Raw genomic sequence first — 13,221 nt, 5'->3', positions numbered from 1 at the left:
CTGGTATGCAAAAATGTTGGCTGCTTTATAACGCTACGGTTACAGTGGGAAACTATTAGCCGGGGTCGGGGAAGGCCAACGGGTAATTTCACTCCATTTCGCAGCCGGCCCGGCCTGTCAGTACCCGGCCACGCCGCTGCGCGGAGTGTGGCGGCGCAACGGTGCCCGGACGGTCCTTTTCAAGGTTGCTCCGGGCATTTTACTGCGCGTATCCCCGTGCCCGGATAGACCGAGAGTTACGGGCAATCGTGATCAAGTTCTTCACATCGGACGGCAAGTTCAGCTATATCAAAGTTGGCGCGCAGCTGCTGGTGCTTTGCGGCCTGGTCGCAGGCCTCGTAGCCTTCGTGGGCAATAACAAAACAATCACGCTCAACGTGGACGGCCAGGCCTCGTCCGTGCAGTCCTTTGGCGGAACAGTCGAACAGGTGGTCAAGAGCGCCAACCTGCAGCTGAAGCCCGGCGACCGTGTTTCACCTTCCCTTGACGCAACCGTCCAAAACGGGACTGTCATCAATGTCAACCAGGCCAAGGAAGTCAAGGTCAGCCTTGACGGCGCCGAAAAGACGGTGAACACCACCGCACAGGACGTCGAAGACCTGGTGACCGAACTCGGCGTCGCCAGTGCCTCGTCCGTTTCGGCGCCCAAGGATGCCGCCCTCTCGCTGGCCGGCTCCTACGTTTCGATCTCCACGCCCAAGACCGTCAGCATCGTCGCCGACGGCAAAGTGAACACCGCCACCACAACCGCCCCCACCGTGGGCAAGGTCCTTGAGGATTCCGGCGTGATCCTCGGTGCCAACGACCGCACCTCCCAGCCGGCCAACGCCAACGTGGTGAACAACATGGTCATCAAGGTTTCCAGGGTGGACACCAGCCAGACCGCAGTCACCAGCGAAGACGTACCCTTCCAGACCGTCACCGCCGAAAGCGCGGACATGCTCAAGGGTGAGAAGGAAGTCACCCAGGCCGGAGCCGCTGGAAAGCTTGAGCGCACCTTCAAGCTGGTACTCGTCGACGGGCGGGAAGCCTCCCGCACGCTGGTGTCCGAGAACGTGGCCGTCCAGCCGGTCACCGAGAAAGTCACCGTAGGCACCAAGGCCAAGCCGGCACCCCAGCCTGCACCGGCACCGGCAGCGGCTGCCGGGGGCGCCAACACCGGCGCCGCAGCACCGGCCATGATGAACGAAGCCATGTGGGACAAGATCGCCCAGTGCGAATCCACCGGCAACTGGAGCATCAACAGCGGCAACGGCTACTACGGCGGCCTTCAGTTCGACATCCGCACCTGGATCGGCGCCGGCGGCGGCGCCTATGCACCGAACGCCAGCCTGGCCACCAAGGCACAGCAGATCGACATCGCCAACCGCGTCTACGCGCAGCGCGGCCTGTCGCCCTGGGGCTGCGGCTGGGCGGCTACCAGCTGATCCACCGGGCATAAGCGCGCAGGAAACGGCTGTGGCCGGGCCCGGACACTCCGGGCCCGGCCACAGCCGTTAACCCGGAAGGGCGGAGGTGCCGCGCGGGATAGGATACCTAGGTGACTGAACCGATCCCCGCCGTGCCCGCACCCTTGTTTGGTGCCTCCGACATACGCCGGATCGCAGAGGAAATCGGGATCAGGCCCACCAAGACACTGGGCCAGAATTTCGTTATCGACGGCAACACCATCCGCCGGATTGTCGCGGCCGCAAGCGTGGGCCCGGATGAAACGGTGCTCGAGGTCGGTCCGGGGCTGGGGTCCCTCACGCTGGGGCTGCTCGACGCAGCAGCGGCGGTTGTCGCCGTCGAAATCGATCCCGTCCTTGCCGCAAAGCTTCCGGAAACCGTCCAGGAATGGCGGCCGGAAGCCGCCAACGCATTCCACCTGGTGCACGCCGATGCCATGAAGGTCACCGAGCTGCCGGTGGAGCCGACCGCCCTTGTGGCCAACCTGCCCTACAACGTGGCGGTTCCGGTGGTGCTGCACCTCCTGCAGCATTTCCCCAGCCTGCGGCACGGCCTGGTGATGGTGCAGGACGAGGTGGCCGACCGGCTGGCGGCCGGCCCGGGATCCAAGACATATGGAGTGCCGTCCGTCAAGGCCGCCTGGTACAGCCGGATGCGCAAGGCCGGAGTAATCGGCATGAACGTCTTCTGGCCGGCCCCAAAAATCCATTCCGGTCTGGTGGCTTTCACCCGCCACGAGCCGCCAGCCACCACTGCCACCCGGGAACAGGTGTTTGCCGTGGTGGACGCCGCGTTCGCACAGCGCCGCAAGACGCTCCGGGCCGCCCTCGCCGGCTGGGCCGGGGGTGCCCCGGAAGCGGAGCGCTGCCTGCTCGCAGCCGGCGTCGACCCCACCGCACGCGGCGAGGTCATTGACATCGCAGCGTTCGCCAGGATCGCTGAAGCCAGGGAAAACCGCCCGTGAGCGCGGGGCTTGGGAGGGCAGGCAGCGGGCGGTTCGCCGCCAGGACAGTCCGGGTCAAGGCGCCCGGCAAAGTCAACGTCTCCCTGGCGGTAGGTCCGCTCCGGCCGGACGGCTACCACTCCGTGGCCAGCGTCTATCTCGCAGTGTCCCTCTATGAGGAAGTGGCGGCCACCAGCACCGCTGCCCCCGGGATCACCATCAGCCTCAGCCCCGAAAGCACCCTTGACCTCGACACGGTCGACATTCCCCTGGACAGCAACAACCTGGCCTACAGGGCGGCCGCCATCATGGCTGACGTCTCCGAACACGCCACGGGCCTGCACCTGGAGATCACCAAGCGGGTTCCCGTGGCCGGTGGAATGGGCGGCGGATCCGCAGACGCCGCTGCCACGCTCCTGGCCTGCGATGCCCTCTGGAACAGCGGCCTCTCACGGGAGGAACTGGCGCACCTGGCGTCGGAACTGGGCGCCGACGTCCCCTTCTCGCTCCTCGGCGGGACCGCCGTGGGCCTGGGCCTGGGCGACGAACTGTCCCCGGCCCTGGCGAAGGCGCAGACCCACTGGGTGCTGGTGGTGGCCGACTACGGCCTGTCAACCCCTGAGGTGTACCGGACCCTGGACCGGCTGCGCGGGGCCGAGGGGGTCGAAGCCAGTGAGCCGACCGGAGTGGACCCGCAGATCCTGACTGCGCTGCGGGGCGGCGACGCCGAATCCCTGAGCAGGGTGCTGGTCAACGACCTGCAGCGGGCCTCCATTGAATTGTCGCCGGCGCTGCGCGATACGCTGGGAATCGGTGAATCCCATGGCGCCATCGCAGGTATCGTTTCCGGTTCCGGCCCCACCGTGGCTTTGCTCGCTGACGACTCCATTGCGGCGGAAGCGCTCGCGGAGGACTTGCAGCGCTACGGCCTGACAGCCCTCCCCGTCCACGGCCCGGTTCCGGGCGCACGCATCGTCTCCGACACCCTCCATTAACACTTCCAGTCCGGCAGCAGAAAGCAGTTCCCTTTGGCACACCTTCTTGGCGGCGAGAATCTCACCGTCTCCTATGCAACCCGCACCGTCCTGGACGGCATCACCCTCGGGCTTGAGGAGGGCGACCGAATTGGGATGGTGGGACGGAACGGCGACGGAAAGTCGACCCTGATGCGCCTGTTGGCGCTGCGTTCCACCCCCGACTCCGGCCGGGTCACCAAGCGCGGCGACGTCAATGTGGGGTACCTGGACCAAAGCGACGTGCTCGACGGCGACCTCACAGTGGGTGCCGCGATCGTGGGTGACCAGGCGGATTACGAGTGGGCGCGGAACCCGCAGATCCGCGAAATCATGGGCGGGCTGGTGTCCGACGTCGACTGGCACGCCAACGTCCACGCCCTGTCCGGCGGCCAGAAGCGGCGCGTAGCGCTGGCCAAGCTGCTCATCGAGGACCACGACGTCATTATGCTCGACGAGCCCACCAACCACCTGGACGTGGAAGGCGTCGCCTGGCTGTCCCGGCACCTGAAGACGCGCTGGCGGGCGAACCAGGGGGCTTTCCTGGTGGTCACCCACGACCGCTGGTTCCTGGATGAGGTCTGCAACAAGACCTGGGAGGTCCACGACGGCATCGTGGATCCCTTCGAGGGCGGTTACGCAGCCTATGTGCTGGCCCGCGCCGAGCGGGACCGCGCGGCCTCGGTGATGGAAAGCAAGCGCCAGCAGCTGGTCAAGAAGGAACTCGCCTGGCTGCGCCGCGGTGCCCCTGCACGGACTGCCAAGCCGAAATTCCGGATTGAAGCGGCGAACGCCCTCATCGCCGACGTCCCCGAGCCCAGGGACTCCACTGCGCTGAGCAAGATGGCCACCGCCCGCCAGGGCAAGGACGTGCTGGACCTGGAGAACGTCTCGCTGGACTTCCTCGGCGGCAGCGAAGGGCAAAAACTCTTCGACAACATCACCCTCCGCCTCGCGCCCGGCGAGCGGCTTGGGCTGGTGGGTGTCAATGGTGCCGGCAAGACCACTCTGCTGAAGCTGCTCAACGGCCAGATCGAGCCGACGTCCGGCAAGCTCAAGCGCGGCAAGACCGTGGTCACCGCCGTGCTGACCCAGGAGGTCAAAGAGCTCGACGACGTCTCGGACCTGCGCGTGATCGAGGTGATCGAGCGGGAGAAGCGTTCCTTCAGCGTGGGCGGCAAGGAGTTTACAGCGGGCCAGCTCGTGGAGCAGCTTGGCTTCACCAACGAGAAGCAGTGGACCCCGGTCAAGGACCTTTCCGGCGGTGAGCGCCGCCGCCTCCAGCTGTTGCGTCTGCTGGTAGGGGAGCCGAACGTGCTGATGCTCGATGAGCCCACCAACGATCTCGATACCGATACCCTGGCTGCCGTTGAGGATGTCCTGGACGGCTGGCCGGGAACACTCATTGTGGTGAGCCACGACCGCTACCTGTTGGAGCGGGTCACCGACCACCAGATGGCGCTGCTCGGCGACGGCAAGATCCGCGCCCTGCCGCGCGGCGTGGACCAGTACCTGGAACTTCGGGAAGCCACCCTGGCTGGTTCCACCATCACCGGCGGCGGCAACCCCGTCACCAGTGGCGGCGCCGCCTCTGCGGCAACAGGGGCCGGACCCTCCGAAGCTGAAAAGCGCGAGGCCCGCAAGGCCCTCAACAGGATCGAGCGGCAGATCAAGAAGCTCGATCAGCAGGAAAAGAAGCTCCACGACGACATGGTCAAGAGCACGGAGAAGTCCGACTTCGACGCCCTCGCCCAACAGAACAGCCAGCTCAAAGACCTGGCCGACGAAAAGGACGCCCTGGAACTGGAGTGGCTGGAGTCCTCAGAGCTCCTGGGCGACTGACTCAAGGCTCCTCTCAAGCGGGGATGGAGGTTATCCGGCAGCATGCGTCAGAGGCGAGGAACGAGCCAGCATGCAGAGGATGGCCTCCATCCACGCGAAGACTATCTGCGCTCAACCCTCGGACTGCAGCTCCGGGTCCTTCTTGAGGCCGGTGAGGCCGTTCCAGGCGAGGTTGACCAGGTGCGCTGCGACGGTGTGCTTGTCCGGCTGGCGGCTGTCCTGCCACCATTGGCCGGTCATCGCCACCATGCCCACGAGCATCTGGGCATACATGGCGCCGTCCTCGCCACTGAAGCCGCGGCGGGAGAATTCATCGGAGAGGATGTGTTCCACGCGGGCGGTGACGTGCGAGAGCAGGGTGGAGAAGGCGCCCTCGGGCTGGGACGGGGGAGCGTCGCGCATGAGGATCCGGAAGCCCTCGGTGCGTTCCTCGATGTAGGTGAGCAGGGCCAGGGCGGCGCGTTCGACGAGCACGCGGGGCTTGGCTTCCGCGGTGAGGGCCGAGTTGATGGCGTCCAGGAGAATGTGGAACTCAGAATCCACCACCTCGGTGTACAACCCTTCCTTGGAGCCAAAGTGTTCGTAGATGACAGGCTTGGACACTCCTGCGCAGGCGGCGATTTCCTCGATGGTGGTCCCGTCCAGCCCGCGGACGGCGAAAAGTCCGCGCCCGACGTCGATCAGCTGGCTTCGGCGCTGCAGGCCGGTCATCCGCATCCGCGGAAGGTTGTTGCTCACCTTCCCATCATGCCTCACCGCCGGCGGCGGGATTCCGCGGCGCCGGCAGGGCGGAACCTCCCGTGTCGCGCGGCGCCCTGAACCCGTGGCAAAATAGGGACTTGTGCCCGGGCCTTGAGTCTTCAGGCACGGTCCGCTCTGGTGTAATGGCAGCACCCCGGCCTTTGGAGCCGTGGAGTATAGGTTCGAGTCCTATGGGCGGAACTGCTGCGCAGGGAGCGATCATGAGGATGGCACCCGGTGCCCGGCGGGCTGGCCCGCCGGATGCCGTAACGCGGCAGCACAACCAAGCAAGGAGAACCCGTACGTGATCCCCGAGAATACCGGCCCGGCCGCTGTAATCGTTCTGGCAGCAGGCGCCGGTAGCCGGATGAAGTCGCGTACACCGAAGATCCTCCACGAAATCGGCGGCCTGTCCATGGTGGGCCACGCCCTCCGCGCGGCCCGCAGCATCAACCCGCAGCGGCTCGCCATTGTGGTGCGCCACGAACGGAACCTGGTGGAAAGCCACGTCGCCGCCCTGGATCCGCAGGCCGTCATCGTGGACCAGGACGACGTCCCCGGCACCGGCCGCGCCGTGGAGGCCGCGCTCCAGGCGCTGGACGCCGAACAGGACCTGGCAGGCACTGTAGTGGTTACCTATGGCGACGTGCCCCTGCTGTCCGGCGAAGTGCTCACTGAACTCGTGGCCACCCACGAACGCGACGGCAACGCCGTCACCGTCCTCACGGCAGTCCTTGACGATGCCACCGGCTATGGCCGGATCCTCCGCGGAGAGGACGGCTCCGTCACGGGCATCCGCGAGCACAAGGACTCCTCCGAGGCCGAGAAGCTGATCCGGGAGGTCAACTCCGGGATCTACGCCTTCGACGCCGCCGTGCTCCGCGCGGCCCTGGGCAAGGTCACCACCGACAACGCGCAGGGTGAGAAATACCTTACGGACGTGCTGGCACTGGCCCGGGAGGCAGGCGGCCGGGTAGCCGCCGTCGTCACCGCCGACCGCTGGCAGGTGGAAGGCGCCAACGACCGCGTCCAGCTTGCCGCCCTCGGCGCCGAGCTGAACCGCCGCACCGTGGAGGCATGGATGCGGGCCGGCGTCACGGTCGTTGACCCGGCCACCACCTGGATAGATTCCTCCGTCACCCTGGATGAGGACGTCCGCATCCTCCCCAACACCCAGCTGCACGGCGCCACCACCGTGGCAAGGGACGCCGCCGTCGGCCCTGACACCACCCTGACCGACGTCACCGTGGGCGAGGGCGCCACGGTGATCCGCACCCATGGTTCCGGCTCGGTGATCGGCCCGCGCGCCGCCGTCGGCCCCTTCACGTACCTTCGCCCCGGCACCGTGCTGGGGGAAAAGGGCAAGATCGGTGCCTTCTACGAAACCAAGAACGTCACCATCGGCCGCGGTTCCAAGCTGTCCCACCTGGGCTACGCCGGCGACGCCGAGATTGGTGAGGACACCAACATCGGCTGTGGAAACATCACGGCAAATTACGACGGCGAGAAGAAGCACCGCACAGTCATCGGCTCGGGCGTCCGTACAGGCTCCAACACCGTCTTTGTTGCCCCGGTCACCGTGGGGGACGGCGCGTACAGCGGCGCCGGCGCGGTGATCCGCAAGGACGTACCGGCGGGCGCGCTCGCGCTGAGCGTCGCCCCCCAGCGCAACACCGAAGGCTGGGTCCCCGCGAACCGCCCGGGAACCCGCTCCGCGGAACTGGCCCAGGCGGCCACCAATGACTCCTCAAGTACCCCGGCATCTACAGAAGAGGGCAAGCAACAATGAGTGAAATTACGGCGCGCGGCGAAAAGAAGCTGGTGCTCGCCAGCGGGCGGGCCCACCCCGAGCTGGCCCGGGAAATCGCCAAGGAACTCGGCACTGACCTCCTTCCCGTGGATGCCTACGACTTCGCCAACGGCGAGATCTACGTCCGGGCCGGCGAAAGCGTCCGCGGCACCGACGCCTTCGTGATCCAGGCGCACCCCGCACCGCTGAACAACCACCTCATGGAACAGCTGATCATGATCGACTCGCTGAAGCGGGCCTCCGCCAAGCGCATCACCGTGGTTTCGCCGTTCTACCCGTACGCCCGGCAGGACAAGAAGGGCCGCGGCCGCGAGCCCATCTCTGCCCGCCTGGTGGCGGACCTTTACAAGACTGCCGGTGCGGACCGCATCATGAGCGTGGATTTGCACACCTCGCAGATCCAGGGTTTCTTCGATGGGCCGGTTGACCACCTCATGGCCATCCCGCTCCTGGCCGACTACATCCGCACCCGCGTCAACGCCGACAACATCACCGTTGTCTCCCCGGACACCGGACGCGTCCGCGTCGCCGAACAGTGGGCCGAACGCCTGGGCGGCGCACCCCTCGCCTTCGTGCACAAGAGCCGGGACCTCACTGTCCCCAACCAGGCTGTCTCCAAGACCGTGGTGGGCCAGATCGAGGGACGCACCTGTGTCCTGATCGACGACATGATCGACACCGGCGGAACCATTTCCGGCGCCGTCAACGTCCTGAAGAACGCCGGCGCCAAGGACGTCATTATTGCTGCCACGCACGCTGTCTTCTCGGATCCGGCGGCCCGCCGGCTCTCGGAGTCCGGCGCGCGCGAAGTTGTGGTCACCAACACCCTGCCGCTGAATTCGTCCCAGCGCTTCCCGCAGCTGACGGTGCTCTCCATCGCGCCGCTGATCGCCAGGGCCATCCGTGAAGTGTTCGACGACGGTTCGGTCACCAGCCTCTTCGACGGCAAGGCCTAATCGCGCTGTTGACGTGCGGCCCACGCTCCAGGGAGCTGGCGGGTGGGCCCACGTCGGCAGGGGGCCGATGGGGACCGTTTTCAGGAAACGGGCCCGGCACTGGTAGTCTTGTCAGCGATACCTTGGCGAGGGAGGGCATAGCCTCCGTTATCGACTGGGTCTGAACAGTCCTTCCGTTGAAGGGCTGCCTTCTTGAAGGGCCGCCTTCCGGCACCCGGCGTTGAAGGTCACACCAGACCTCCGCCCTTGCTGAACACCGTTTAGTCTTCAAGGAGATTTCCATGTCTGAGCAGAAGCTCGTAGCAGAACTGCGCACCGAATTCGGCAAGGGCTACGCCCGCCGCGCCCGGATGGCCAAACTGATCCCCGCCGTCATCTACGGCCACGGCGCAGAGCCCATCCACGTCACCCTGCCGGCCAAGGCCACCACCCTGGCCGTCCGCACCGCCAACGCCCTGCTGTCCCTGGACATCAATGGCGAAGGCCACCTGGCCCTGGTCAAGGATGTCCAGCGCGACCCCGTAAAGCAGATCATCGAGCACATCGACCTCCTGACCGTCCGCCAGGGCGAGAAGGTCACCGTTGACGTCCCGGTCCATGTTGAGGGCGAAACCGCTCCCGGCACCGTCCACAACCTGGAACTGACGGTTGTGTCCCTTGAGGCTGAGGCAACCCACCTGCCCGAGTCCGTCGTGGTCAGCATCGAAGGCCGTGGCGCCGGCGAGCACATCCACGCCTCTGATCTCGTCCTGCCCAAGGGTTCCGCCCTCCTGACGGACGCCGAGGCGCTCGTGGTGAACATCTCCGAGGCCACCGCCACCGAAGAAGAGACCGAAGCTGCCGCCGAGGCAGCAGGGGAAGCTCCCGCAGCCGAAGCAGCCGCAGCCGAGTAATCACTCTGCAGCTTCCTTCAGTGGCCGGTTCCCGCAGGGGGCCGGCCACTGTCATGTCCGCAAGAAGGCGCCCATGTGCGCCCAAACCGCCCACATAGGATTGACCCATGACTGATACCTGGCTGATCGTCGGCCTTGGCAACCCCGGAGCGCAATACCAAGGCAACAGGCACAACGTGGGCCAGATGGTCCTCGATGAACTGGCCGGCCGGGTCGGAGCCGGGTTCAAGACCCACAAGGCCAGGGCCCAGGTCCTGGAAGGCCGGCTGGGAATCGGCGGGCCACGGGTGGTCCTGGCGAAGCCGATGAGCTACATGAATGTATCGGGCGGTCCGGTTTCGGCCCTGGCCAATTTCTATAACATCCCCGTTGACCATGTGGTGGCCGTCCACGACGAGATCGACATCCCCTTCAACACAGTCAAACTCAAGCTCGGTGGCGGGGAGGGCGGCCACAACGGGTTGCGGGACATCTCCAAGGCGCTCGGCACCAAGGATTACCTAAGGGTCCGCGTGGGGGTGGGACGGCCGCCCGGCAGGATGGACACCGCCGACTATGTGCTGCGTGATTTCGGCACTGCGGAACAGAAAGAACTTCCCTTCCTGCTGGACGATGCCGCTGATGCCGTCGAGTCCCTGCTCCGCGACGGGCTGACCGCGGCACAGCAGAGGTTCCACCCGGCCAAATCCGGATCAGACGGGTTGAAATCCTAAAAGTTCCTTTCGGCCCTGTTTCCTTGTCTGTGGCACAGGGTACTCTTCTTCCTATGCGGGGGAGCAAAGGGGCTACATCCCGCTAATGCAGGATGTAGGGGATAAGTTCATGTCAATCGAGCCACTCAGCTGGGAACGTGGGTCAACACCGCAAGGTGACGGGCTGCCCACGCCTCCTTCCAGGGCGCCGGAGGGCCAGAAATGGTCCGTACCTGCACGAAGCGCCAACCTCGACGCCGTCCACGCGGCCCTGACCAGCGAAAACTCATTTGGAGTTGTGATCACCGGGGCCAGGGGCGTCGGCAAGTCCTCCCTGGCCCGCGCGGCGGTGACAGACCTGGGTCCCGATATCTGGTCGCTGCAGCTCCGGAGCGGCCATTCCGGTTCCACCGCCCCTTATGGCTGCCTTTCGTTCCTGCTGGCCCGGCTGCCGCAGGCGTACATGGGGTCGCCCACCGCCATCCTGCGCGGCATTACCTCGCTCATCCGCAGCGACGCCGCTGGAAGGCCCTGTGTCATCACCCTGGACACCTCCGCCAGTATCGACGACATGAGTGCCGGGGTCCTGCTGAATGTCCTATTAACCGGTACGGCGAAGATCATCGCGGTTGCCCCCAATGCCAGCGATCTGCCGGCAGACTTCCACTGGCTGCTGACGGAGCGGAAGCTGACGGAAGTGCGGCTCAGCAACCTCAACGAGCTGCAAACCCGGCAGGTCCTGCTGTCCCTGCTGGGGCACCGCGTCGCCTCGTCCCTGGTCACTACCTACCACCAGATGGTGGGGGGAAATCCGTTGCTGCTCAAGGCCCTGGTCACCGAACAGCAGCTTTCCGGCAACCTGGTCCTGTCAGATTCCGTCTGGACGCTGCGGGACAAAGTGGTGCTCGACGGTGCTGCCAGCCTTGATGACATCGTCCGGTCCCGGTGGTCGCGGGAAACACCCGAGACCCGGGACGTCATGGAGATGCTGTCCTGTGCGCGGCGGGTGGAACTGTCCAGCCTTACTGCGATCTACGGTGCCGACGTGGTTGCGGACATGGAAGACGGCGGCCTGCTTGAGATCGACGACTCCGAGCACCGCTGGGTCTCGCTGCGGGAGAAATATATTGGGGACGTGGTGAGGACCTGGCTGAGTATTTCCCGGCGGCGGGAGCTTCGCAGCGTACTGCTGGGCGGCCACGAGCCGGATCCGGCGACGATGACAGTGGAAGAACTGATCTCTTTCGCCGCCTGGACCCATGAGTGCGAGGCCGCGTTGAGCCCGGCGCTGGCACTTGCGGCGGCCCAAGCCGCAGTCCAGCTGTTCGACCCCCGTTTTGCCTTGACCTACGCGGAGATGGTGCAGCGGACCGACGCCGAGTGGGCACCGGCGCAGCGGCAGAAGGCTGCGGCGTATCTTCAGCTGGACATGCCGGTGCAGGCCCTGTGCGCGCTGGACGGCATTTCCCACCCCGAACTCGAGGGCCTGGATCCCGAGGAATACGCCGAGGTGGTCGCCGCCAAAGTGCGGGTCATGCTCTCCATTCCGGAGCAGGCGGGCAAAGTCCGGGAACTGCTCGCCGCGGCGCGGGAACGGCTTGATGAAGCGGCCCTCCACTCTTCCTGGCCCGCACCCGCAGCGGTGGCAGCGAACCGCATCGCGTTAAGCGAATTCGAATACCAGGCCCATGCCGGCGATTACGTGGCCATGATCCCGGCGCTGGAGCGGGCGGCCGATCCTGCCGCGAACCCGGACACCGGCTTCCGGCTCCAGTCCGCGGTTATCCTGATGGGCGCCCTTGCACTGACAGGGCGCGAGATGGAGGCGCTGGGCCTCATGCGCCAACTCGGTGGCCAGCTCACCGACGCGTCGCACATCGTGGGCCTGCGTGAGCGCTACACCAGGGAGGCATACTTCGTCTCGCTGATGGCCGGCCAGTGGCGGCGCTGCATTGACCTCCTCAGCCCTTTCAGCGCCGGGCAGCCCCACCGGCTCCCGTACCGCAGCGCCGCCACCGAACTCGCGGCCGGGGTGGCCTTTGCATTTTCCGGCCGCGGTGAAGCAGCGCTGGAGCCTTTGATCTCCGCCGCCGCCCAGCTGGAGTTGCAGCCCGTCCAGGCTGCGCTGCGCACCGCCTATGCGGCCACAGCTTTGGCCTACGCCCAGACCGGCAACGCGGCGCTCGCCCGCAAGTACCTCGCCAAACTGCAGAGGACACCCGGCAGCGCAGGGTTCGCCACGGAGAGCATTATCGATTTTTGCTCGCTCGTCGCTGGTCGCTGGTTGGGTGACTCGGAGGCGGTGGCAGGCCTGAAGCAAGGGGCCCGCCGGAACGTGGAGGCAGGACGGTACACGGTGGCCGGGATCTACCTGCTGGCAGCAACCGTGAATGGCAGCGATCCGGACTTCCGCCTCCTGGAGGATATTGCCGGCCACCGACAGGGCCCGCTGGCCGAAGTCTCGCGGCTGATCGCCGTCGGCAGCAGGACAAAAGATGCCAAGACCCTCCTTGCCGGCGGCGAAATCGCAGCCACGCTTGAACTCGACGCCGTCGAAGCCCGGTTCATGGCACTGGCTGTGGACTTCGCCCGCCAGGACGGGGATGCCCTTTCAGCGCGGACGGCGCAGGCCCGGCTGGACATCCTGGCTGCCACTGTGGCGAACCTTCCTATCGTGCCCAGTAGCGGGAGCCCGCTGCTGACCAGCCGGGAACGGCAGATTGCCCGCATGGCCGGACGCGGGGCTTCAAACCGCGATATCGCCATGGAAATGGGTGTGTCAGTCCGCACGGTGGAAGGCCACCTGTACCAGGTCTTCACCAAACTCGGCGTGACTTCAAGGGGTGATCTGACTGGACTCGTCTAATGGCCACAAGCCGGCG

General features: G+C 66.0%; 10 protein-coding genes and 1 tRNA gene. 10 read left to right on the top strand and 1 reads right to left on the bottom strand.

Translation table 11 applies throughout. From position 1 onward, the window contains the following. Positions 1 to 248: 248 nt before the first annotated feature. From QFZ57_RS18410 to QFZ57_RS18395, 4 genes are all read left to right on the top strand, one after another. Positions 249 to 1,427: a resuscitation-promoting factor gene (locus QFZ57_RS18410; protein ID WP_306901227.1), complete on the top strand. Its 1,179-nt coding sequence runs from the start codon at positions 249 to 251 to the stop codon at positions 1,425 to 1,427. A gap of 113 nt (positions 1,428 to 1,540) precedes the next feature. Next, positions 1,541 to 2,413, top strand: a complete 873-nt coding sequence (gene rsmA / locus QFZ57_RS18405; RefSeq protein ID WP_306901226.1) for a 16S rRNA (adenine(1518)-N(6)/adenine(1519)-N(6))-dimethyltransferase RsmA — start codon at positions 1,541 to 1,543, stop codon at positions 2,411 to 2,413. After that, positions 2,410 to 3,387 (top strand): 4-(cytidine 5'-diphospho)-2-C-methyl-D-erythritol kinase, encoded by a 978-nt coding sequence (locus QFZ57_RS18400; RefSeq protein WP_306901224.1) that lies wholly within the window; start codon positions 2,410 to 2,412, stop codon positions 3,385 to 3,387. Before rsmA ends, QFZ57_RS18400 begins: the two co-directional genes overlap by 4 nt. Positions 3,388 to 3,420: 33 nt before the next feature. Then, complete coding sequence (locus QFZ57_RS18395) at positions 3,421 to 5,247, top strand: ABC-F family ATP-binding cassette domain-containing protein (RefSeq protein WP_306901223.1); 1,827 nt, start codon at positions 3,421 to 3,423, stop codon at positions 5,245 to 5,247. Positions 5,248 to 5,358: 111 nt separating this feature from the next. Here QFZ57_RS18395 and QFZ57_RS18390 read toward each other — a convergent pair whose 3' ends face one another. Continuing rightward, on the bottom strand, positions 5,359 to 5,985 hold the full coding sequence (locus QFZ57_RS18390) for a TetR/AcrR family transcriptional regulator (protein WP_306901222.1): 627 nt from the start codon (positions 5,983 to 5,985) through the stop codon (positions 5,359 to 5,361). A gap of 132 nt (positions 5,986 to 6,117) precedes the next feature. Between QFZ57_RS18390 and QFZ57_RS18385 the strand changes: the two genes are divergently transcribed. From QFZ57_RS18385 to QFZ57_RS18360, 6 genes are all read left to right on the top strand, one after another. Then, a tRNA-Gln gene (locus tag QFZ57_RS18385) sits at positions 6,118 to 6,189 on the top strand. A gap of 103 nt (positions 6,190 to 6,292) precedes the next feature. Next, positions 6,293 to 7,777 carry a bifunctional UDP-N-acetylglucosamine diphosphorylase/glucosamine-1-phosphate N-acetyltransferase GlmU gene (gene glmU, locus QFZ57_RS18380; protein ID WP_306901221.1) on the top strand — a complete coding sequence of 495 codons (1,485 nt, stop codon included), beginning with the start codon at positions 6,293 to 6,295 and terminating at the stop codon, positions 7,775 to 7,777. Further along, positions 7,774 to 8,754, top strand: coding sequence for a ribose-phosphate diphosphokinase (locus QFZ57_RS18375; protein ID WP_306631916.1), 981 nt, complete (start codon positions 7,774 to 7,776; stop codon positions 8,752 to 8,754). The genes glmU and QFZ57_RS18375 overlap by 4 nt, the downstream gene beginning before the upstream one ends. A 281-nt stretch (positions 8,755 to 9,035) precedes the next feature. Then, complete coding sequence (locus tag QFZ57_RS18370; RefSeq protein ID WP_306631915.1) at positions 9,036 to 9,647, top strand: 50S ribosomal protein L25/general stress protein Ctc; 612 nt, start codon at positions 9,036 to 9,038, stop codon at positions 9,645 to 9,647. A 107-nt stretch (positions 9,648 to 9,754) separates the two neighbouring features. Beyond that, complete coding sequence (pth, locus tag QFZ57_RS18365; RefSeq protein WP_306901219.1) at positions 9,755 to 10,360, top strand: aminoacyl-tRNA hydrolase; 606 nt, start codon at positions 9,755 to 9,757, stop codon at positions 10,358 to 10,360. A gap of 109 nt (positions 10,361 to 10,469) precedes the next feature. Then, positions 10,470 to 13,205 (top strand): helix-turn-helix transcriptional regulator, encoded by a 2,736-nt coding sequence (locus QFZ57_RS18360; protein WP_306901217.1) that lies wholly within the window; start codon positions 10,470 to 10,472, stop codon positions 13,203 to 13,205. Positions 13,206 to 13,221: the final 16 nt, after the last annotated feature.

It is taken from the genome of Arthrobacter sp. B1I2, from assembly GCF_030816485.1.
GTDB lineage: Bacteria > Actinomycetota > Actinomycetes > Actinomycetales > Micrococcaceae > Arthrobacter.
This window is presented reverse-complemented; position numbering and strand designations above follow the sequence as displayed.